Below are 21,026 nucleotides of genomic sequence, written 5' to 3'. Positions count from 1 at the left end.
TGCGAGCTGCGCGGCGCCCCGTCACCTTACCTGGCGATCAGCCTCGTTACCAACTCAGGTTGACGCCGCCGAAGGCAGCCGTCTGAAAAGCGCCGTGCCGGCTACTGGGCGTCATTGACGCTCTACAGCGCGAGATGGGCGTGCGCGAACGAGGCAACGTCTTGGGGTACCCAGTCGGGGATGCCCATCAGCTTGAGCATCGTCCACAGCACGGCGTTGACGAACAGGCAGGTCAGCAGAAACAGACCCCCGCGAACCAGCAGACCCTGGGCCATCACCCAGTCGTTCCAGGTGCGCAGCTTGCCCATCCCGTACAGGTGCAGGCGCCGCGCCCAATGGAACTCCGAGGCCCAGATGCTCACCCCGATGAAGACCACCAACCAGCCGGGACCGGGGAACGGGACCATCAGCAAACCGGCCACGACGATCACGAAGCCCAGCCCGCCGACCACCCAGCGATAGATCTGCCGAGAGCGCGGGTTGGCCCTGATCCGCCGACGCCAAGCCCAATCACGGCCTCGCAGCAGGTGGTGCTCCTCAGCCGTGGCGCGGGCCGCAGGGGACGGCGCAGCACTGGCCTCGTCGCGCGTCACATCCATCCTCTGCCTGCTTCCGATCACGTGATGGCTTCACCCTGCGAACGCCATCATGCCCGCTGTGGTTCCCTAGCGAGGCGATTGCCGCACGGCCCAGCAGAGGACATCGCAGGGCCTACGGCACCTGGGCAAGCGGGCAGCAGATCAGTGCCAGGCGAGCCCCAGACATTCGACCGCCGCCACTCGCGCCCGGGTAGCCCACTCCGGGGTCTCATCACCCCACCACGGTTCCCGCATCGCGTGACGCATCGCCTCAACGACGTTGTCAGCGGCGATCGTCAACCAGGTGCCGGGTGAGTCGTCGTCATCGGTGAGGAGGACGCTGTACAAGCGTGAGCGGTCCTCGCTCGTCGTGGCGGTCATGATCCTGCCTTCCAGGGTGGTAATTGTCCTTCCATCTCGTCGGCCGGTGCAGCCGGAATCGAAGGTTTCAGCGGCACCGTTCTTGGACGGTTGCTGCTTAACGATTCCGAGACTGGCGGGGCCCACGCACACGACGAGACCCCCGGTCGTTTCGACCAGGGGCCTCGTCATTGGTGGTGGGCGATACTGGGTTTGAACCAGTGACCTCTTCCGTGTCAAGGAAGCGCGCTACCGCTGCGCCAATCGCCCGTAGATAGTCTCGACGGTATCGAGGTATCTCGAGGTGGAGACGGGATTTGAACCCGTGTACACGGCTTTGCAGGCCGTTGCCTCGCCTCTCGGCCACTCCACCGTGAAGGCGCCGTGAACTCCCCCGAAGGGGAGACGCTCTCCGAGCGGACGACGGGACTCGAACCCGCGACCCTCACCTTGGCAAGGTGATGCTCTACCAACTGAGCTACGTCCGCATGCTTGCCGCTGAGGTTTCGTACCCCTTGCGGCGTGCTGGAAGACAGTAACCGATTCGGAGGCCCAGAGTCCAACCGGCGCGTCGTGCGCCTCGCCCATGGCGACGCCGCGACGATCGCCTCGCCCGGTCAGCACGCCTCGCTCGCAGGAGGAAGTCCCGCTGCGCGGCCCGAATGGAACACCACACGGGCACGGCGTCACCGGTGCCCGGAGCAGACAACGGTAGGTTGGGGTCAAGCTCCGGTATAGCGCGGGCTTGACCTGCCCCGGTTGGGCAAGCGGCAGCGCAGGCCGCACAATGTTCCGCTATCGACCACGCGCACGCTGAACCGGCGGGCGTCAAGACGGGGTCATCCGCCCCGGCACGACAGAGAAGGACCCATGGAAATCTGGCCAGGCAGCGCTTACCCCCTCGGCGCCACCTACGACGGTAGGGGTGTCAACTTCACCCTGTTCTCGGAGATTGCCGACCGCGTGGAGCTGTGTCTCATCAGCGAAGACGGCACCGAGACCCGCTTTGAACTCACCGAGGTCGACGGTTACGTCTGGCACGGTTACGTGCCGAACGTGCAGCCGGGACAGCGGTACGGCTTCCGCGTCCACGGTCCGTACGACCCGGCCAACGGGCATCGCTGCAACCCGAACAAGCTCCTCATGGACCCCTACGCCAAGGCCATCGACGGCCAGGTCACCGGGGACGAGGCGCTGTTCTCGTACAAGTTCGGCGATGTCACCAGCTACAACGACGCCGACTCCCTGGGGCACACCATGCTCTCGGTGGTCATCAATCCCTTCTTCGACTGGGGCCACGACCGACCGCCGCGTCACGAGTACCACGACAGCGTGATCTACGAAGCCCACGTCAAGGGTCTGACGATGACCCACCCGGACGTGCCCGAAGAGATCCGCGGCACCTACGCGGCCATCGCGCACCCGGCGATCATCGAGCACCTCACCGAGCTGGGCATCACCGCGATCGAACTGCTGCCGGTGCACCAGTTCGTGCAGGACACCCACCTGCAGGAGAAAGACCTCGTCAACTACTGGGGTTACAACACCATCGGATTCCTGGCCCCGCACAACGCCTACGCCGCCACCGGCACCGGTGGACAGCAGGTCACCGAGTTCAAGTCCATGGTCAAGGCCCTGCACGAGGCCGACATCGAGGTCATCCTCGACGTGGTCTACAACCACACCGCCGAGGGAAACGAGTACGGCCCCACCCTGTGCTTCCGCGGCATCGACAACGCGGCGTACTACCGCCTCGTCGACGATTCCAAGGACCACTACTACGACACGACGGGCACCGGCAACAGCCTGCTCATGCGTAACCCGCACGTCCTGCAACTCATCATGGACTCGCTGCGGTACTGGGTCACTGAGATGCACGTCGACGGCTTCCGCTTCGACCTGGCGGCCACCCTGGCCCGCCAGTTCCACGAGGTCGACAAGCTGTCGGCATTCTTCGACCTCATCCAGCAGGACCCGATCATCAGCCAGGTCAAGCTCATCGCCGAGCCGTGGGACCTTGGCGACGGCGGATATCAGGTGGGTAACTTCCCGCCGCTGTGGACCGAGTGGAACGGCCGTTACCGCGACACCGTGCGCGACTTCTGGCGCGGCGAGGCCGCAGCGCTGTCCGAGTTCGCCTCCCGGCTCACCGGCAGCTCGGACCTGTACGCCCATTCCGGACGTCGGCCGATCGCCTCGATCAACTTCATCATCGCCCACGACGGCTTCACGTTGCGCGACCTGGTCTCCTACAACGAGAAACACAATGACGCCAACGGTGAAGGCGGCAACGACGGCGAGAGCCACAACCGCAGTTGGAACTGCGGCGCCGAAGGCCCCACCGACGACCCCGAGATCCGGGCGTTGCGGCTGCGTCAGGTCCGCAACTTCCTCACCACGCTGCTGGTCAGCCAGGGTGTGCCGATGATCGCGCACGGTGATGAGTTGGGGCGCACCCAGGGCGGGAACAACAACGTCTACTGCCAGGACAACGAAATCTCCTGGATCGACTGGAACCTGGGCCGCGAACAGCAGGGCCTGCTGGAGTTCGCCAGTCACGTCATCGGCCTGCGGATGAACCACCCGGTGTTCCGGCGTCGGCGCTTCTTCCAAGGCAGCGCCGACCACGGCGGCGCTTCGGACGTGCGCGACATCGTCTGGATCAGCGTCACCGGCGAGGAGATGCACGAACAGGACTGGCAGACCGGCTACGCCCGGACCCTGTCTGTGCTGCTCAACGGCGACGCCATCATGGAGCCGGGCCCGCTTGGACAGCGGCTACGGGACGACGACTTCCTGCTCATGTTCAACGCCCACAGTGAGCCGGTGGACTTCACGATCCCCAGCATCATCGAGGGCGTGGAATGGCTCGACGTGGTCGACACCGCCAGCCCCACCGGCATCCCGGACCCGGCTGCACCGGCGCATTCCAACGGCGCGGTGCGTTCCGTTCCCGGTCGCTCGGTGCTCATCCTACGCAGCCGTCTGCTGCCTGAGGACATCCTCAAGGAAGACGCTGCCGAGGCCGAACGGGAGGCCACCGAACTCGCCAACGCTGCGCAGGCGGCCGGTAAGGATGTCGAGCCCTCCCCTGAGCACGAAGAGCGCGAGGCCGAACGCGCTGCCCGGCTCAAGCAGGCCGAGCAGGGCGAGGAACCCGACCTCGGGGTTTCCCCTCCGGCCTGAGGCCACCTGATCACGACGGGAAGGGCCCGCCACCGCGAAGGTGGCGGGCCCTTCCCATGTCGCAGCCTGCTCCGGGCAGGGCGTAGTGCGCTGTGAGTCATCGGCCAGTTTCAGCCGGTCGCACCGACCCAAACGGTTCAGCTGTCAGCCAGGCGCTTCTTCTCGGCTGCCACATCCAGATCGACTGCGGGCCACTGCGGGTCCATCTCGCGCAGCGTTTCCAGGAGGATCTGTTGAACGGCGAGCCGGGCGAACCATTTACGGTCAGCCGGTACGACGAACCACGGCGCCTGATCGGTCGAGGTCTTGACCAACGCCTCCTGGTAAGCCTCCTGGTAGGCCTCCCACTTGCGACGTTCGTCGATGTCACCCGGGTTGTACTTCCAGTGCTTGTCCGGTCGGTCCAGACGCTCAGCCAAACGTTCGCCCTGCTCTTCCTTACTGACGTGCAGCATCACCTTCACGATGCGGGTCCCCGAGTCGGCGAGTTTGGACTCGAAACTGCGGATCTGGCCGAAGCGTCGTTTCCACGTCGAAGCCGGCACCAGGTCGTTCACCCGCACGACCAGGACGTCCTCGTAATGGGAACGATCGAACACCCCGATCTGGCCGGGACGGGGCAGCGCCTTGCGGATGCGCCACAGGAACGGGTGGCGTTTCTCCTCGGCGGTGGGCTGCTTGAACGCCGTCAGATCCACGCCCTGGGGATCCAGTAACCCAACGACATGGCGCATGATGCCGCCCTTACCCGAGGTGTCCATCCCCTGGATGACCAGCAGCAGACTGCGCGGGTTCTCTCCGCGAGCTTCGGCGTAGAGACGCTCCTGCAGCTCGGAAATCTCGTCGGCGGACTCAGCCAGCAACTCGGTCCCCAGAGCTTTGTCCCCGGCGAATCCCGGAGTGCCGTGCGGGTCGACGTCAGCAAGCTTGAAGTCATCGCCGACGCGGGTAGCCTCAACGATCGATTCCGGCAGAGCGGCTGCGGCTTTGTGCGCTTTTTTTGAAGAAGGCATACCCCATGGTGTCACCCGTCACCCCGGCGTAGTGCAAGCACACTGGCGACCCGGCCCGGGGAGCCAACGAAATCGGCCACCACTTCTTCCCAGCGCTGCGGGTCCACGTTCCACTCCTTGACATGCCGGGCGTGCTGCCATGCCTCGAATCGCACCAGGTCAGGACGTGCCACCGCCAGCTCCAGGGACGGACCGACGGGAACGAAATCGTCATCGCATGAGTGGATGAGCAGGATCGGGTGTGCTAGCTCGCGCGCCCGGTGCTGCCAGCGGGTGGAGGCGATGTCGATCGGTTCCCCAGCGCCGATAAGCCCGTAAGACCAGCGCGCCCGCAGCAGCATCTGCACGATCGTGCCCAGCCCTGGAGGGATGTGGCGCAGCCTCGCGTGATGCTCGATCACCCGCGACCAATCGATGACCGGGGCATCCAACACCACACGATCAACACTGGTCGCGACCTGCGAGCGCGCCAAAGTCTGCAGCACGATGCCGCCGCCCATCGACCAACCGAACAGGGTCAGGTCGTTCGCCCCCGCCTCCAGGGCATACCGCAGTGCGGCATCGATGTCGCGCCACTCCGTCAGTCCCAGCCCGTACAGCCCGTCGGTGCTCGGCGGTGCGGTCCCGTCATTGCGGTAGGAGGGGATCAGGCAGGTGATCCCGAGGCGGTGCAGCACCGGAACCGCTCGCAGGCACTCCTCGCGGGTCGCGCCGCGGCCATGCACCAAGACCGCCCAGCGCCCGCCTCGGGGCGGTTGTGGGCCGGCAGCCGTCCCCGCACCGGGGATCACCCAAGACGGCAATTCCCCCAATTCGCCGTAAATGCCGACCTCGTAGGTGGGCAACTGCAGGGAGACGTCGGGCCGGTTGGGGTAGTAATGCCCACTCCAGCGGCCAGGTCCCGGCGCGGGCACCCCGAAGTCGATGCCGAGCAGTTCTCGCTCCACCGTGCCGGCGCGCTCGTCGATGGCCAGGATCTGCCCGACGCGAATGTGTTCTCGCCCCTGGTCCAGCCACAGGCCATACCGTCCGGGAACCCGCGTCTCGGCGTCCAGACGCAACAGGACGCGGTCGGTGTGCACCGCGAGCAGGACGGTGTTATCCGGGCGGTGGCATTCCGGGGTGAGCAGAACGCGGGCGAAGTACACCCCCGCGCCGATGGAACCGGCCGAACCGGCGAGGCCGATCGCGCCACCGGCGATGGCGGCGACCAGGGCAGCCTTGCGGAGATCTCTGCGTGCACCCACTCCCCCATGGTGACAGGGGCGGGGTGTGACTGACGGGTAGCGCGGCGGGGGCGGCTGGTCGGCGAGCCGGACAGGCAGAATGCGTTCATGGAACTGCCCGTGGATCTACCCATCTCCCCGATGCTCGCCAAATCCGTTCCGGACCTTCCAGACCCTGAGTCCGTGCCGGGAGGCTACGTCTATGAACCGAAGTGGGACGGGTTCCGTTGTCTGGTCCTGCGCGACGGCGACGAGATCGAATTGGCAAGCCGCGGCAAGAAACCACTGACCCGCTACTTTCCGGAGCTGGTGGAGGCCGTGCGTCAGCATCTGCCGCCGCGAATCGTGCTGGATACCGAGATCATCGTGCGCACCGGATCCCCCGGCGCCCAACGTCTGGACTGGGAGGCGCTCTCCCAACGCATCCACCCGGCAGCTTCCCGAATCAGCAGACTTTCGGCCGAGACCCCCGCCGAGATCGTCGCCTTCGACCTGCTCGTCCTGGGTGATGAGTCGCTGCTGGAGCGACCGTTCGCCCAGCGCCGCAGCAAGCTGCAGGAGGCACTGAGCGGGATCGATGAGCAGGCACCGATCCACCTGACGCGCGCTACCGACAGCCTCCGGGAAGCTCAGGACTGGTTTGAGCGCTTTGAAGGTGCAGGCCTAGACGGTGTCGTGGCAAAGGCCCGCAGCGGCGTTTACACCCCGGGCAAACGCACGATGCTGAAGATCAAGCACAAACGCACCGCCGAGGCGGTGCTCATCGGGTACCGGGTGCACAAATCCGGGCAAGGCGTGGGTTCATTGCTGCTGGGGTTGTATGACGAGCAGGGCGCTCTGCTCGGAGTCGGGGGCATCGCAGCCTTCACCGCCCAGCGCCGACTGGAGCTCATCACCGAACTAGAGGACCTCGTCGTGCGCGAAGAGGACGGCAGCCCCCGCGCCGCCGCCACGGATCGTTCTCGCTTCTCCGGCAACAAGGACGTCAGCTTCGTACCGCTGCGCCCTGAGCGCGTCGTGGAAGTGGCGTTCGATCAGCTCGAAGGACGCCGATTCCGACACGCCGTGACCTTCTTGCGCTGGCGTCCAGACCGAGACCCGGCCTCGTGCACCTTGGCCCAGATCGAGGTGGCCCCCGCCTACGACCTCGGGCAGGTCCTTACGAAGTAGCGGTGTCCTCAGCCGGTGCCGGTGGCGTGAATCCGTTCGGCCACGTGGTCGCCTTGTCGTAGCGCACCCCGTCCAGGCGGGCTGCCGCCAACTTGGCACCGCTGAGATCGACTGCGTACAGCGTCGCGCCCCTCAGGTCGGCATAGCGCAGGTCGGCCCCTGCCAGGGAGGTGCCGACGAAGCGGGCACCGGAAAGGTCGGCCGAGCGCAACCGCGCTTTGCTCAGGTTGCAGGATCGTAGGCTCATCCCCCGCAGTGCGCCGTCATTGAAGTCGGCACCGGACAGGTCCAACCCGGTGAAGCGCCGCGCTCCGTGGCAGTCGCGGGCCAACGCGCTCAACGCGGTGGTGATGTCCGGGCCCACGGGGGCTTTCATCGCCGGCGCGCGCCGTTGCACAAAGCTGGTCAGCGTCTCGCAGGCCGCCGAGGACTGCGGCCCTGCCGTGGTAGCCAGCGCGTGCAGCGTGTGAACAGCCCCGAGCCGTTCCTCGATGTCAGCGGCGCCCAGGCTTCGGGTGGCACCGGTGAACACCTCAGCGCGGCTGCTGCGTTGGGCTTCCTGGGCGGCGGCTTGGGCCGCGTGGGCCTGGCCGCGGGCCTCCTGAGCTACCTGCAGGGCCTGCTCGGCCCGGCGCACCGTGGCAAAAGCACTCCACAGCAAACCCACCACGAGCACGCTCACCAGCGCCACCACGATCCACCCGCGGGTGTTCGGTGACACACGACGGGCAGCGCGGGTGGGGCTCAAGCGGGTACGGGAGTTGAGCATGTCCTCACCATCGAGGGGTGGCAGTGGCTGGCATCACCCTAGTCCTCAAGTCAGGACGAACCTGCCTGCCGCCATCATCCCCAGTTCTTCGCGTTCATTTTGCTGGGCTGCACCCGCGGCGGCTCCCCCGGCATCTTCGGGTACTCGGGAGGGAAAGGCAGCTCCGGCAGACCGGCCTGCACATCGGCCTCCCACAGCTGCAGCGCCTTCTCAATGTGTCCGGGGGCCTCATCCATCCCGCGCCAGGCATCACCCCGCTCCCGCAGCAGGGCGGGCACAGTGCGGATGGTGAACGAGGCCGGATCGGCGCCTATCAATTCTTCCCAGCTCAGCGGGGTCGAGACCGGGGCGCCGGGTAGCGGGCGGGGACTGTAGGCGGAGGCGATGGTGCGGTCCCGGTTGGCCTGGTTGAAGTCCACGAAGATCTTCTCGCCCCGGTTCTCCTTCCACCACTGCGTCGTTACCAGGTCCGGCAGTCGGCGCTCGAGCTCGCGGGCGATGCCGATCACGGCGTGCCGCACGTCGAGGAACTCGTGGGTGGGTTGCACGCGCGCGTAGACGTGCACGCCCCGGTTCCCGCTGGTCTTGGGCCACGGCTGCAGACCCAGCTCGCGCATCAGCTCACCCAGCACACCGGCCGCCTCCACCACATCGGCGAAGGAACGTTCCGGTTGCGGGTCGAGGTCGATGCGCACCTCGTCGACAAGGTCAGGGGCTTCGGCGCGCACCGGCCACGGGTGGAAGGTCACGGTGCTCATCTGGACCGCCCACACCGCCGAAGCGATCTCATCGATGACCAATTGCGGGTGGCGTCGCCCCGAGGGGTAGGTGCAACTGACGCTTCGGAACCACTCCGGGGTGCCTTTGGGCGGGTTCTTGCTGTAGAACTCTTCGCCGCTGATCCCGCCCCGGAATCGCTGCAAGGTCACCGGTCGCCCGCCCACCGCTGCCAGAAAGGGGTCGGCGACGGCAAGCAGATAATCCACGAGGTCTTTCTTGGTGATCGCCGGGTTGCCGTCGTGGGCGGGCCAGATCGCCTTGTCGGGGCTGCTCAAGCGCACTGTGCGCGCCACGTCCTCAGGACCAGGAAGCGTGAGGATCAGCGCGTCGGTAGCCATGTTCTCAGCCTACGGTTCAGCTGTTTTCAGCGCTCGGCCGCGCACGCTGGGAACCATCGCGGGCGCATCGGTGTTGACACCGGCATGGAATCGCAGCGCACATATCCGGTTCAGCGCACCGAAGAAGAGTGGCGGGAACTGCTATCCCCGGCGGAGTACGCGGTACTTCGCAAAGGCGGCACCGAACGCCCGTTCGTCGGTGAGTACACCGATACCACGACCGAAGGCATCTACTCCTGCCGGGCCTGCGGGGCTGAGCTGTTCCGCAGCGACACGAAGTTCGGGTCGCACTGCGGTTGGCCCAGCTTTTACGCCCCGCTCGCCGGCGACGCCGTGGAGTACATCGAAGATCGCACCCTGGGCATGAAGCGTGTCGAGGTGCGGTGTGCCTCCTGCGGCTCTCACCTCGGCCACGTCTTCGAAGGCGAGGGCTATGACACCCCCACCGACGAGCGCTATTGCATCAACTCCGTCTGCCTCACCCTGACCGAAAAGTCCTAAGCAGCCCGAACGTGCCCGGCGCCCCGCAGAAGCGGTACGCCGGGCACGCCTGGATCACGGCAGTCCGGCGATGAGCGCGGCCGGTTCCACGCGCGGGCCGGTGTAGAAGGGGGTCTCTTCACGCACGTGCAGACGCGCCTTGGAGGCCCGCAACTCGCGCATCAGGTCCACGATCTTGTGGAGCTCATTGGATTCGAAGGCCAGCACCCACTCGTAGTCGTTCAGGGCGAAGCTGGCGATCGTGTTGGCGCGCACCTCCTGGTAAGGCCGGGCCATCTGGCCGTGCTCGACGAGCATGTCGCGCCGTTCGGCCTCGGGCAGGACATACCAGTCGAAGGAACGCACGAACGGGTACACGCACACGTAGTCGCGCGCTTCTTCCCCGCTCATGAAGGCTGGGATGTGCCCCTTGTTGAACTCGGCGGGCCGGTGCAGTGCGGCCACCGACCACACCGGGCGCAGGTAGGCACCCAACCGGGTCTGGCGCAGCCCCCGATAGGCGCTTTGAACCTGTTCGATGCGCTCGGAGTGCCACCAGATCATCAATTCGGCGTCAGCGCGCAGCCCCGCGACGTCGTAGAGGCCTCGCACTTCCACGCCCTGCTCGGGAAGTGCCGCCAGGAAGTCCGTGAGTTCCTGGGCGAGTTCGCCTCGCTGCGCCTCGTCTTTGGGCAGCGGCGTGCTCACCTGGAAGACCGACCACATCGCGTAGCGGATCGATTCGTTGATGGCGCGGACACGGCTGGCATGGCTCGGACTCGTCATGTCCCCATTGTTCACATGCGGCCGGGCTCTTCAACGTCGGGGCGTTCCCGGATCCGTTCCAGCCAGTGCATGACCGGTGTCGCGCTGATGCCGTGCACGATCACCGAGACCAGGATCGTGAAACCCACCACCGACCACAGCACCTCCGCATGCGGAAAATCAGCGCGCTGAAGGGCGTAGGCGAGGTAGTACACCGACCCGATCCCTCGCACACCGAAGAACGCCGTCACGATCCGCTCGCGCGGACCCAGGCACTGGTCCCCCTGGGTATCGGTGTTGCTCTGACGCCCCAGGGCCAGCCAGGCGGTCGCCGGCCGGATGATGAAGATGAGGGCCAGACCCACCAGGGCACCCTGCCACGGCAAGTAGGCCAAGAGGCCCTCCCCCAGCGCCAGCCCAAGCATCAGTAGCAGCAACAACGTCAGGAGCCGCTCCAGCCGCTCGACCATCTCGTGCATGACCGCGTGGTAGCGGTTATTGCGTTCCACCGCCCGAAGCCGCAGCGCCGCGACGAAGACGGCCAGGAACCCCCAGCCCCCGATCAATTCGGTCAGTCCGTACACCCCCAGGGTGGCGGACAGAGCCACCAGCGGTTCGCCCTGCTCGGCGAACCGCAACACCGAACTGCGACTGCGGAAGGACAGCGCCCCGATCAGCCAGCCGCTGATGTAGCCGATGAACAGCCCGATCAGCACCTTGCCGAACAGCTCCCAGGACAGCCATTCCAACCACCACTGCTGGATTGGCCCCTTCTGGATGAGATAGATCGCGGCATAGACGAACGGGAAGGCCAGCGCGTCGTTCAGGCCCCCCTCTGAGGTCAGCGCGAAACGCACCTCGTCCTGCTCGTCGATCGGTTCGTCCTGGGCCGCGGTGGGACCCGAGACCTGCACGTCGGCGGCCAGCACCGGGTCGGTCGGGGCCAGCGAGGCCCCCAACAGCAGCGCAGCCGCTGGCGTGATGCCCATCGCCCACCAACCCAGCAGAGCGACGCAGGCGATGCACAGCGGCATCGCGATGAGCAGCAACGACCAGGTTGAACGCCACGCTCGCAGCGAGGCACGGGTCGCCGCCAGCGGACGATCGATAGCCAGACCGACGCCCATCAGCGCCACGATCACGCACAGTTCTGCGGCCCGTTCGGTGACGGCTGGATGTGCCAAGGGCGAGACCCATTCCCCGCCGAAGACAGGCAGATAACTGACCGCCAGGCCGGTGCCGACGAGCACCATCGGAGCCGAGAGAGCAACTCTCTCCAGGAGCGTCGGCAGCACCACTGCCAGCAGCAGGGCAACCCCGACCACGAGGTAGAGAGCATTGGCGTCCATCCCAGCAGAATCGCAAACCCGCTGCTGGCGCAGCACAGGGGGCGAAGCGCCGCTGAAGTGAGCGGGTGTGTTACACCCCGCCCTGCGCCTGGCGGCGGCGGCTATTCGGCCAGCGAATGCACCAGTTCGACCACCCGGGTAAGGACGCCGGGGTCGGTGTTGGGCGGCACCCCGTGACCGAGGTTGAAGATGTGCCCGGGGGCGGTGCGTCCCGCGCTCACAATGGCCCGCACCGCTTCTTCGATGACCGGCCACGGCGCGAACAACAGCGCCGGGTCGAGGTTGCCTTGAACGGCGAACTTGCCCCCGGTGCGTTGCACGGCCTCCTCCAAGGGCACCCGGAAGTCCACGCCGATCACCTCGGTGCCGGCTTGGGCCATCGAACCGAGAAGTTCACCGGTGCCGACTCCGAAGTGGATGCGCGGCACTCGACCGGCCACTGCGGCCAGTGCCTGGGCAGAGTGCTGCATGACGAAGCGCTCGTAGTCCACCCGCGGCAGCGCCCCCACCCAGGAGTCGAACAGCTGCACAGCGCTGGCACCGGCATCCACCTGAACCTGCAGGAAGGCCCCCGCGATCGCCGCGAGACGTTCGCACAGGTCGTGCCACAGTTGCGGGTCGCCGTGCATGAGCGCTTTGGTGTGTTCGTGGTTGCGGCTCGGGCCGCCCTCGACGAGGTAACTGGCCAGGGTGAACGGAGCGCCCGCGAACCCGATGAGTGGCGTGGGGCCCAACTCGCGCACCAACAACTGAATGGCCTCGGTGATGTCCGGGACATGCTCGGGAGTCAACAGCGGGAGCCGGTCAAGGTCGGCGCGGGAGCGGAAGGGCTCAGCAACGACCGGGCCGATGCCCGGGGTGATGTCCAGGTCGACCCCGACTGCCGCCAACGGCACCACGATGTCGCTGAAGAAGATGGCCGCGTCCACACCGTGACGGCGCACCGGCTGCAGGGTGATCTCGGCCACCAGCTCGGGGCGGCGGCAGGCATCGAGCATGGCGATGCCCTCACGGACCTGCCGATATTCCGGCAGTGACCGCCCGGCCTGCCGCATGAACCAGACCGGCGGTGTCGCGACCTGCTCGCCTCGGGCGGCACGTACCAGGCTGCTGCGCTCGGGCGCGGGCGTCGTCTCAAGGCTGCTCACCGATTGATCTTCGCATGCGCTACCGGCGTGGGAGCTAACCCAGTGCGCCCGCGGCGTTTAGATTGCGGGACGTGACCAGCCGCGGCGCGCACCGAGGGACCTCGATCGAATTTGTCGAGGCCGTGGCGGGGCTTGCCCGCGTACGGCTGCGCCCCGAAGTCGTCATCACCGAGATACCCGCGCCGCAGCGGATCGCTCCGCACAGTGCGGCGCTCAGCGCGGAAATCATACCGACACTGGCCGAGGAGGATGCCGAGCCCCCGGCCTCGGGACGGTTCATCATCTTGCACGACCCGTCGGCGCCCGAAGCCTGGGAGGGTACCTGGCGCATCGTCTCCTTCACCCGTGCGGTGTTGGAGCCGGAGTTGGCCGGGGATCCGCTTTTGGGTGAGGTCGGCTGGTCGTGGCTCACCGATTCCCTACACAGCAGCGGCGCCGCCCACCATGCCCTCGGCGGCACGGTCACCCGGGTGGTCTCGGAGAGCTTCGGCGCCCTGGGCGATACCGAGCCCTCGGTCGAGATGGAGGTTCGCGCCTCCTGGACGCCGGATGGGGATGATCTGCCAGAACACCTACGGGTATGGACGGATCTGATGTGCACCGTCGCGGGCCTGCCCCCTTTACCTGAGGGCGTCACCGCTCTGCCCAGCACACGCCGGTAGGCTCGAGACGATGTCTTACCTCACCAACCCCTTCGCCGTGCCGACTCCCCCAGGGGCGGAGCCGACCGGGGCCGCAGCGCCGGTGCAGACGCAACCAGCCCAGAGGCAACCGAGCGCCATCGCGCCTGACCATGATGGCGACGACAGCAGCTCAGAGCCGGGGCCCGCAGCGCGCGCCCCGAGGCAGCACCGCGAACAACAACACAGCCCTGGCGCCCTGCCTACCCAAGCGTCGGCGCCGGACGCCACCGGGCACCCAGGTGAGACCCCCAACGCAGCGGCACCCGAAGAAGCGGCCGAGACACCCGAGTCGCCAGGGGTCCCCGAGGGGTCCGAGACCGGCGCAGAGCCCGATTCGGTTGCGGGGGCAGGGGAGGCCGAAGCCGAAGCCAATCCCCCGGCCATCCCGTTGACAGCGCCTCGTGACGGGGTGCCCGAGGTCGTGCAGGAGGAACATGCGCTGATGGCGGCGGCGCAGGCCCTTCGCGCCGGCACCGGACCGCTTGCCGTGGACGCCGAACGCGCCTCCGGCTACCGCTACGGACAGCGCGCCTACCTGGTCCAACTGCGCCGCGAAGGCGCCGGCACCTGGCTCATCGACCCGGTCGGCTGCCCGGATCTGTCCCCTATCAGCGAGGCCACCGCGGATGTGGAGTGGATTCTGCACGCCGCCACCCAAGACCTGCCCTGCCTGCGTGAAGTCGGCATGGTCCCGCATTCGCTGTTCGACACTGAACTGGGTGCGCGCCTGGCCGGTTTGCCCCGGGTGGGACTTGCCGCGGTCATCGAGCACTACCTCGGATACTCCTTGGCGAAGGAGCATTCGGCCGTCGACTGGTCGACCCGGCCGCTGCCGGAACCCTGGCTCAGGTACGCCACCTTGGACGTGGAACTGCTCGCCGAGTTACGGGAAGCCACCCGCGAGGACCTGGCCCGCCAGGGCAAACTCGAGTGGGCGTTGGAAGAGTTCGCCGCCCTCACCCACTTCTCCGGCCCGCCCGTGCGAGTGGACCCGTGGCGCCGCACCTCCGGGCTGCACAAGATGCGCTCGCGGCGCGCCATCGCCGTGATCCGCGAGCTTTGGTACGCCCGCGACGACATCGCCCGACAGCGCGACATCTCCCCCGGGCGGATCCTGCCCGATGCGACCCTGCTGGCGATCGGCCAGGCCACGCCCAGCACTCCGGAGCAGCTCACCAAGGTCAGTACCCAGAAGGCAGTACGCCGTCATCAGCGGGAGTGGCTTGCCGCGGTGCAGCGCGCTGCCGAACTACCCGAGGAGCAGTTGCCGGTGACGTCGCTGCCCAGCGACGGGCCGCCGCCGCAACGAGCCTGGGCAGATCGGGACCCGATCGCGGCCGCCCGGTTGACCCAGGCTCGGGCCGAACTCATGCAGTTCGCCGAAGACCGCCATGTGCCGGTGGAGAACCTTCTCACACCCGATCTGCTGCGCCGCGTGCTCTGGAATCCCCCGGGCACCGACGAAGCAGTCATAGACACGGCTCTGCAAGCAGGCGGCGCCCGGGCCTGGCAGCGCGGCATCGCCGCTCCGATCATCGCCCGCGCTTGCCGCGACCACGCCTGAGCTGCGCCCAAAGCCGCCCCCGACAGGCCGGTCCTCACAACCGAGGAGCGGGACCCGAGCCGCCCCGCCCGGGCGCCCGCAGCCGAGAACACGGCTGTCAAACCTAGGCCTTCTGCACGCCGGTGACGGTCGGGCAGCCGTGGGCGCTACTTGTTTTTCATCACAGAATCGAGCGAATCGAGGCGTCCATCCGGTGGCTGGGTGGGCGACAATAGGGCGTACCGGTCAGTAATATCCCGGCATCACCGACTTCAGGCATGACCGCATGCCGCTCAACCAGGGAGGCCGTCCGTGTCCCCAGCCCGCCAGGAAGTCGTCTTCGTCGACGGGGTCCGTACCCCGTTCGGCAAGGCGTCAGATAAGGGCCTTTACGCCCAGACTCGGGCAGACGACCTCGTCGTCGCCTGTATCCGAGAACTCCTCCGCCGCAACCCCGATCTTCCGCCGGAGCGCATCGAAGAGGTGGCGATCGCTGCCACCACCCAGATCGGCGACCAGGGCCTGACCTTGGGTCGATTGGCAGCCCTCCTCGCGGGGCTCCCCCAGACCACCCCGGGTTACTCGGTCGACCGCATGTGCGCCGGCGCTCTTACCGCCACCACAACGGCGGCAGGCTCGATCGCCTTCGGCGCCATCGACGTCGCCATCGCCGGTGGCGTGGAGCACATGGGGCGCCACCCGATGGGTGAGGGCATCGACCCCAACCCGCGGATCATCTCCGAGAAGATCGTCGACCCCGAGGCGCTGTCCATGGGGAACACGGCCGAGAACCTGCACGACCGCTTCCCGCAGCTGACCAAGGAGCGCTGCGACGCCTTCGCCAAGGCATCGCAGGAGAAGACGTTCGCCGCTTACGAGCGTGGCGACATCCAGCCCGACCTCGTTCCGGTCGCCATTCGCACCGCCGAACTGGGTTGGGGCTTGGCTACCAAGGACGAGCCGCCCCGCCCGGGCGTGACGATGGAGGCTTTGGCCGCCCTGAAGACGCCGTTCCGTCCGCACGGGCGGGTGACCGCCGGTAACAGCGCCGGACTCAACGACGGCGCCACCGCGTGCATCCTGGCCTCCGAGCAGGCGGCCGCGGATCTGGGGCTGCAGACCAAGATGCGCCTGGTCGGTTACGCCTTCATCGGGTGCGAACCCGAGGTCATGGGTTACGGACCGGTCCCGGCGGCAGAGAAGGCGCTGCGACTGAGCGGGCTGTCCATCGAGGACATCGGCTTGTTCGAGCTCAACGAAGCGTTCGCCGTCCAGGTGCTCGCCTTCTTGGACCACTTCGGCATCCCCGACGACTCCCCCAATGTCAACCCCTACGGCGGAGCTATCGCCGTCGGACACCCGCTGGCCTCCTCCGGTGTGCGCCTGTTCAACAACCTGGCGCGCCAGTTCGAGCAGAATCCGGACGTGCGCTACGGCATGGCCGCGATGTGCATCGGCATCGGCATGGGTGCAGCAGTGATCTGGGAGAACCCGCACCACCCCGACTACGTGCCGGGTCCCGGCGCTGCTACCACGAAGGAGGCCTGAGGAATGAGCGTCGACTTCCAGTCTCTCTTCCCCGATGAGGTCGTCACCAAGGCCCTCGTCCGCGACGTCGAACTGCCGGGTGAGGCGGGCACCATGGCCCTGATCACCCTGGACAACGGCCACGACCACACCAAGCCCAACACGCTGGGCCCAGCGACCCTCACCGGCCTGGGCGAAGTCCTCGACGACCTCACCCAGCGGGCTGCCGCCGGTGAGATCGTCGCGGTCGGTGTCACCGGCAAGCCTTACATCTTCGCCGTCGGCGCCGACCTCACCGGCGTCACCAAGGTGACCCGGCGCGAGCAGGCCAGGGCGATCGCCTCGCTGGGCCATGATGTCTTCGCCAAGTTCGGCAACCTCGGCGTACCCAGTTTCGCGTTCGTCAACGGAGCAGCGATGGGCGGCGGTGTCGAGATCGCACTGAACTGCGCCTACCGCACCGTCTCTTCCGATGTACCCGCCATCGCACTGCCCGAGGTCTTCCTCGGCCTCGTGCCCGGCTGGGGCGGCTGCTGGTTGGTGCCGAACTTGATCGGCATCGAAAAGGCCATCACCCTGGTCGTGGAGAACCCCCTCAGCCAGAACCGGATGCTGCCCGGTGTCAAGGCTGCCCAGCTCGGCCTCTTTGACCAGGTGTTCGACGCTGCGGATTTCCTCACCCAGTCGTTGCGCTGGGCCGCGCGCGTCGTGGCCGGCGAACGGGTGCAGCGCCCCGAGGTCGACCGCGACGAAGCGAAATGGGAGGCCGCTATCGCCGCCGGCCGCAAGCTCGCCGATGCCCGCACCGGTGGGTATTCGCCTTCGCCCTACCGCGCCCTTGATCTGCTCTCGGCCGCGCGCACGACCACGATGGAAGAGGGTTTCGAGGCCGAGAACGAAGCCCTCGGTGACCTGCTCATGGGCGACGAGCTGCGCGCCGGGCTGTACTCCTTCGACCTGGTGCAGCGTCGGGCGAAGCGTCCCGCCGGAGCTCCGGACCGCTCGTTGGCCCGCAAGATCACCAAGGTCGGCGTCGTCGGAGCAGGTCTGATGGCCAGCCAGTTGGCGCTGCTGTTCATCCGACGCCTGGAATGCCCCGTCCTGATGACCGACCTCGACCAGGGCCGCGTCGACAAGGGCGTGGCCTACGTGCACGCCGAGATCGACAAACTGGCGGCCAAGGGTCGGCTGAACCCCGACAAGGCCAACCGGTACAAGGGCCTCATCTCCGGCTCGACGAGCAAGGACGGCATGGCCGACGCCGAGTTCGTCATCGAGGCGGTCTTCGAGGAGATGAGCGTCAAGAAGACGGTCTTCGCCGAGGTGGAAGCGGTTGTCTCCCCGGAGTGCATCCTGGCGACCAACACCTCATCGCTGTCGATCACCGAGATGGCTTCAGAGCTGAAGAACCCCGAACGTGTCGTGGGGTTCCACTTCTTCAACCCAGTGGCCGTCATGCCGCTGCTGGAGATCATCAAGGGCGAACAGACCGACGACGCCACCCTGGCTACAGCCTTCGCCACCGGGCGGAAGCTGAAGAAGACGACGGTTCTGGTGAAGGATTCACCCTCCTTCATCGTCAACCGTCTCCTGGGCCGGTTCATGAGCGACATGGCGCGCATCGTTGATGCCGGCACGCCCATCGAGGTTGCCGACGCCGGTTTCGCCGGCATCTCCCCGATGGCTCCGTTCGAGCTCATGGGCCTGGTCGGTCCCGCGATCGCGTTGCACAACAACGAGACGCTGGCCAAGGCGTTCCCGGAGCGTTTCTACGTCTCGGAGAAGCTGCGCAAGGTGGTGGAGTCCAAGAAGGCCTCCTACTACACCCAGGTCGAGGGCAACCAGGTCATCGACCCCGAGGTCGCCGCCATCTACGCCGAGGGCGAGGCCAGTGAGGTGCTCACCGCCGAGCAGGTGCGCGAGAGGGTGCTGGCTGGGCTGGCGCAGGAGGCTCGGATCATGCTCGACGAGGGCGTGGCGCAGGCCCCGATGGACATCGATCTGGCCATGATCACCGGCGCCGGGTTCCAGTTCTGGAACGGCGGCCTGACGCCACTGCTGGACCGCAGCGGTATCGCCCAATCGGCCGCGGGTGGGCTCTTCCTGCCCCCGGGTGCCGCGAGCGTGCCCGCCTGACGCACGAAGACGGCCGCTCCGGCAGGACCCTCTGAAGGGCTCCGCGGCCGGTAAAAAAGTGACGCGGGGGTCTGGATAGCTCATCCAGGCCCCCGCGTTCTTCCGTTCTGGTGCGGGCTGTGAATCCCTCATCGCCCCCGGCGAACCGGCTTCGACCTGCGAGATCGCGTCCTCTCCAGGCGGGGACGAGAGGCGTCGTCATCGGCTGCCCGGCTAGAGAATCCGCGCCCGCCCGCCCGGCATGACACACTGAGTCGATCGTTCAACTGAGGCTTTGGCTACGGTGACGCGCCCACGATGGGCCGCACGCAGCGATATCTCACATGTGAGTTAGATTGGGACTATGAGTGAAGACTACCTCGCACGGATCGGCACCCTCATCCGCGAGGCGCGGAGGCATCAGGGCATGACGCAAAACGAATTGGCCGACCTGCTGAACACCAGCCAGAGTGCTGTTGCGCGCATCGAACAGGGCAAACAGAATTTGAGTCTGGAGATGCTCTCCCGCATCGGTGAGAACCTCGACTCACAATTCGTCTCGGTCGGTAGCTCCGGGCCGCAGCACCTGCGAATCGTCGGCGGCACCAAGCTCTCGGGCTCGATCGACGTCAAGACCAGCAAGAACGCTGCCGTGGCCCTTCTGTGCGCCTCGCTGCTGAACAAGGGCCGCACGACGCTGCGCAACATGGCGCGCATCGAAGAGGTCAACCGCATTCTGGAGGTCCTCAGCAGTATCGGGGTACGCACCCGCTGGCTCCCCCAGAGCAACGACCTGGAGATCACCCCGCCGCAGCGGCTGGACTTGGACTCCATGGACGAGGAAGCGGCCCGCCGCACCCGCACAATCATCATGTTCCTGGGCCCGCTGCTGCACGAGTTCACCACGTTCGAACTGCCCTACGCGGGCGGTTGCGACCTCGGTCTGCGCACCATCGAGCCGCACATGTCGGCGCTGCGCCACTTCGGGTTGAACGTGGAGGCCACCAACGGCTTCTACCTGGCGAATGTCTCGGCCGACTCCGTTTCCGAACGGGCCATCGTGCTCACCGAACGCGGGGACACCGTCACCGAGAACGCGCTGATGGCGGCCGCCCGCCACGAGGGCGTGAGCCTCATCCGCAATGCCAGCCCCAACTACATGGTTCAAGACCTGTGCTTCTACCTGCAGAAGCTCGGGGTCCAGATCGAAGGCATCGGAACGACGACCCTGAAGGTCACCGGACGGGCGCACATCGACGTCGACGTCGAATACTGCCCCTCCGAGGACCCCATCGAAGCGATGAGCCTGCTGGCGGCGGCCGTGGTCACCGAGTCCGAGATCACGATCCGCCGGGTGCCGATCGAGTTCATGGAAATCGAGCTGGCGCTGCTGGCCGACATGGGCATGAAGTACGAGCTCACCCCCGAGTACCCCTCGAACAACGGCTACACCCGCCTGGTCGATCTGACGACCACCCCCGGGCCGTTGAAGCCGGCGGTGGACAAAATCCACCCGATGCCCTTCCCCGGACTCAACATCGACAACCTGCCGTTCTTCGCCCTCATCGCCGCCTGCGCGGACGGGCGCACGATGATCCACGACTGGGTGTACGAGAACCGGGCCATCTACCTGACGGAGCTGACCAAGCTCGGCGCCAAGGTGCAGCTTCTGGACCCGCACCGGGTCCTCATCGACGGCCCCACCCGCTGGCGCGCTGCCGAGGCGATCTGCCCGCCGGCGCTGCGCCCCGGGGTGGTCATGCTCATCGCCATGCTCGCTGCGCCCGGCACGTCGGTACTGCGCAACGTGTACGTCATCAATCGCGGCTACGAGGACCTGGCACGGCGTCTGAACGCTCTCGGCGCGACCGTGGAGACCTTCCGCGACATCTGAGCCTCCCCCACCGCCGCACAGCGTTGGTGGGGCGCACACGCCGAAAGGGCTGAACCCCCCCCTTGGGGGTTCAGCCCTTTCGCGCACCGCCTCGAGCCGGGT

General features: G+C 66.9%; 17 protein-coding genes and 3 tRNA genes. 8 read left to right on the top strand and 12 right to left on the bottom strand.

Features of this window, described 5'->3' with window-relative positions; translation table 11 throughout:
- Positions 1-122: 122 nt before the first annotated feature.
- The 5 genes from G9V96_RS01165 to G9V96_RS01145 form a co-directional block, all read right to left on the bottom strand.
- Entirely contained in the window at positions 123-599 is a 477-nt protein-coding gene (locus G9V96_RS01165; protein WP_168581392.1) for a TIGR02611 family protein, read from the bottom strand.
- Between the two features lie 141 nt (positions 600-740).
- On the bottom strand, positions 741-959 hold the full coding sequence (locus tag G9V96_RS01160; protein WP_168581391.1) for a hypothetical protein: 219 nt from the start codon (positions 957-959) through the stop codon (positions 741-743).
- Positions 960-1,133: 174 nt separating this feature from the next.
- Positions 1,134-1,208: transfer RNA gene (locus G9V96_RS01155), tRNA-Val, on the bottom strand.
- 32 nt (positions 1,209-1,240) lie between these two features.
- Positions 1,241-1,311: transfer RNA gene (locus G9V96_RS01150), tRNA-Cys, on the bottom strand.
- A 42-nt stretch (positions 1,312-1,353) separates the two neighbouring features.
- Positions 1,354-1,426: transfer RNA gene (locus G9V96_RS01145), tRNA-Gly, on the bottom strand.
- A 382-nt stretch (positions 1,427-1,808) separates the two neighbouring features.
- Here G9V96_RS01145 and glgX point away from each other — a divergent pair.
- The gene (gene glgX / locus G9V96_RS01140) at positions 1,809-4,124 is read left to right on the top strand and encodes a glycogen debranching protein GlgX (protein WP_168581390.1); all 2,316 of its coding nucleotides are present in this window, start codon (positions 1,809-1,811) and stop codon (positions 4,122-4,124) included.
- A 137-nt stretch (positions 4,125-4,261) separates the two neighbouring features.
- On the opposite strand, the gene G9V96_RS01135 is transcribed toward glgX, so the two are convergent.
- Positions 4,262-5,137, bottom strand: a complete 876-nt coding sequence (locus G9V96_RS01135; RefSeq protein ID WP_168581389.1) for a polyphosphate kinase 2 family protein — start codon at positions 5,135-5,137, stop codon at positions 4,262-4,264.
- Between the two features lie 11 nt (positions 5,138-5,148).
- Entirely contained in the window at positions 5,149-6,384 is a 1,236-nt protein-coding gene (locus G9V96_RS01130) for an alpha/beta hydrolase (protein ID WP_168581388.1), read from the bottom strand.
- An 87-nt stretch (positions 6,385-6,471) separates the two neighbouring features.
- Here G9V96_RS01130 and G9V96_RS01125 point away from each other — a divergent pair, with 87 nt between their 5' ends.
- Complete coding sequence (locus tag G9V96_RS01125) at positions 6,472-7,533, top strand: ATP-dependent DNA ligase (RefSeq protein WP_168581387.1); 1,062 nt, start codon at positions 6,472-6,474, stop codon at positions 7,531-7,533.
- Here the strand turns inward: G9V96_RS01125 and G9V96_RS01120 are convergent.
- Positions 7,523-8,302, bottom strand: coding sequence for a pentapeptide repeat-containing protein (locus G9V96_RS01120; RefSeq protein WP_168581386.1), 780 nt, complete (start codon positions 8,300-8,302; stop codon positions 7,523-7,525). The two genes, G9V96_RS01125 and G9V96_RS01120, sit on opposite strands and share 11 nt — an antisense overlap.
- Positions 8,303-8,376: 74 nt before the next feature.
- A complete protein-coding gene (ligD, locus tag G9V96_RS01115; RefSeq protein ID WP_168581385.1) occupies positions 8,377-9,420 on the bottom strand; it encodes a non-homologous end-joining DNA ligase in 1,044 nt (347 codons plus the stop codon).
- Between the two features lie 84 nt (positions 9,421-9,504).
- On the opposite strand from ligD, the gene msrB reads away from it, so the two are divergent.
- Entirely contained in the window at positions 9,505-9,921 is a 417-nt protein-coding gene (msrB, locus tag G9V96_RS01110; protein ID WP_168581384.1) for a peptide-methionine (R)-S-oxide reductase MsrB, read from the top strand.
- Positions 9,922-9,975: 54 nt separating this feature from the next.
- Here msrB and hemQ read toward each other — a convergent pair whose 3' ends face one another.
- The 3 genes from hemQ to hemE all read right to left on the bottom strand — a co-directional run bounded on the left by hemQ (position 9,976) and on the right by hemE (position 13,162).
- Complete coding sequence (gene hemQ / locus G9V96_RS01105; protein ID WP_168581383.1) at positions 9,976-10,686, bottom strand: hydrogen peroxide-dependent heme synthase; 711 nt, start codon at positions 10,684-10,686, stop codon at positions 9,976-9,978.
- Positions 10,687-10,697: 11 nt separating this feature from the next.
- Positions 10,698-12,014, bottom strand: coding sequence for a cation:proton antiporter (locus G9V96_RS01100; RefSeq protein ID WP_168581382.1), 1,317 nt, complete (start codon positions 12,012-12,014; stop codon positions 10,698-10,700).
- 101 nt (positions 12,015-12,115) lie between these two features.
- A complete protein-coding gene (hemE, locus tag G9V96_RS01095) occupies positions 12,116-13,162 on the bottom strand; it encodes a uroporphyrinogen decarboxylase (protein WP_168581381.1) in 1,047 nt (348 codons plus the stop codon).
- A 71-nt stretch (positions 13,163-13,233) separates the two neighbouring features.
- Between hemE and G9V96_RS01090 the strand changes: the two genes are divergently transcribed.
- The 5 genes from G9V96_RS01090 to G9V96_RS01070 all read left to right on the top strand — a co-directional run bounded on the left by G9V96_RS01090 (position 13,234) and on the right by G9V96_RS01070 (position 20,924).
- A complete protein-coding gene (locus G9V96_RS01090) occupies positions 13,234-13,824 on the top strand; it encodes a DUF3000 domain-containing protein (protein WP_168581380.1) in 591 nt (196 codons plus the stop codon).
- Positions 13,825-13,834: 10 nt separating this feature from the next.
- Positions 13,835-15,409, top strand: a complete 1,575-nt coding sequence (locus G9V96_RS01085; protein WP_168581379.1) for an HRDC domain-containing protein — start codon at positions 13,835-13,837, stop codon at positions 15,407-15,409.
- A 291-nt stretch (positions 15,410-15,700) separates the two neighbouring features.
- The gene (locus tag G9V96_RS01080; RefSeq protein WP_168581378.1) at positions 15,701-16,936 is read left to right on the top strand and encodes a thiolase family protein; all 1,236 of its coding nucleotides are present in this window, start codon (positions 15,701-15,703) and stop codon (positions 16,934-16,936) included.
- A 3-nt stretch (positions 16,937-16,939) separates the two neighbouring features.
- Complete coding sequence (locus G9V96_RS01075) at positions 16,940-19,051, top strand: 3-hydroxyacyl-CoA dehydrogenase NAD-binding domain-containing protein (RefSeq protein WP_168581377.1); 2,112 nt, start codon at positions 16,940-16,942, stop codon at positions 19,049-19,051.
- Positions 19,052-19,394: 343 nt separating this feature from the next.
- Positions 19,395-20,924 carry a helix-turn-helix domain-containing protein gene (locus G9V96_RS01070; RefSeq protein ID WP_168581376.1) on the top strand — a complete coding sequence of 510 codons (1,530 nt, stop codon included), beginning with the start codon at positions 19,395-19,397 and terminating at the stop codon, positions 20,922-20,924.
- Positions 20,925-21,026: the final 102 nt, after the last annotated feature.

This window comes from Gephyromycinifex aptenodytis, assembly GCF_012277275.1.
GTDB lineage: Bacteria > Actinomycetota > Actinomycetes > Actinomycetales > Dermatophilaceae > Gephyromycinifex > Gephyromycinifex aptenodytis.
This window is presented reverse-complemented; position numbering and strand designations above follow the sequence as displayed.

Excerpts from the sequence above, each read along its gene's own strand:
- G9V96_RS01165 (WP_168581392.1), bottom strand. The coding sequence starts at position 599 with ATGGATGTGACGCGCGACGAGGCCAGTGCTGCGCCGTCCCCTGCGGCC.
- G9V96_RS01160 (WP_168581391.1), bottom strand. The coding sequence starts at position 959 with ATGACCGCCACGACGAGCGAGGACCGCTCACGCTTGTACAGCGTCCTC.
- glgX (WP_168581390.1), top strand. The coding sequence starts at position 1,809 with ATGGAAATCTGGCCAGGCAGCGCTTACCCCCTCGGCGCCACCTACGAC.
- G9V96_RS01135 (WP_168581389.1), bottom strand. The coding sequence starts at position 5,137 with ATGCCTTCTTCAAAAAAAGCGCACAAAGCCGCAGCCGCTCTGCCGGAA.
- G9V96_RS01125 (WP_168581387.1), top strand. The coding sequence starts at position 6,472 with ATGGAACTGCCCGTGGATCTACCCATCTCCCCGATGCTCGCCAAATCC.
- G9V96_RS01120 (WP_168581386.1), bottom strand. The coding sequence starts at position 8,302 with ATGCTCAACTCCCGTACCCGCTTGAGCCCCACCCGCGCTGCCCGTCGT.
- ligD (WP_168581385.1), bottom strand. The coding sequence starts at position 9,420 with ATGGCTACCGACGCGCTGATCCTCACGCTTCCTGGTCCTGAGGACGTG.
- msrB (WP_168581384.1), top strand. The coding sequence starts at position 9,505 with ATGGAATCGCAGCGCACATATCCGGTTCAGCGCACCGAAGAAGAGTGG.
- hemQ (WP_168581383.1), bottom strand. The coding sequence starts at position 10,686 with ATGACGAGTCCGAGCCATGCCAGCCGTGTCCGCGCCATCAACGAATCG.
- G9V96_RS01100 (WP_168581382.1), bottom strand. The coding sequence starts at position 12,014 with ATGGACGCCAATGCTCTCTACCTCGTGGTCGGGGTTGCCCTGCTGCTG.
- G9V96_RS01085 (WP_168581379.1), top strand. The coding sequence starts at position 13,835 with ATGTCTTACCTCACCAACCCCTTCGCCGTGCCGACTCCCCCAGGGGCG.
- G9V96_RS01075 (WP_168581377.1), top strand. The coding sequence starts at position 16,940 with ATGAGCGTCGACTTCCAGTCTCTCTTCCCCGATGAGGTCGTCACCAAG.
- G9V96_RS01070 (WP_168581376.1), top strand. The coding sequence starts at position 19,395 with ATGAGTGAAGACTACCTCGCACGGATCGGCACCCTCATCCGCGAGGCG.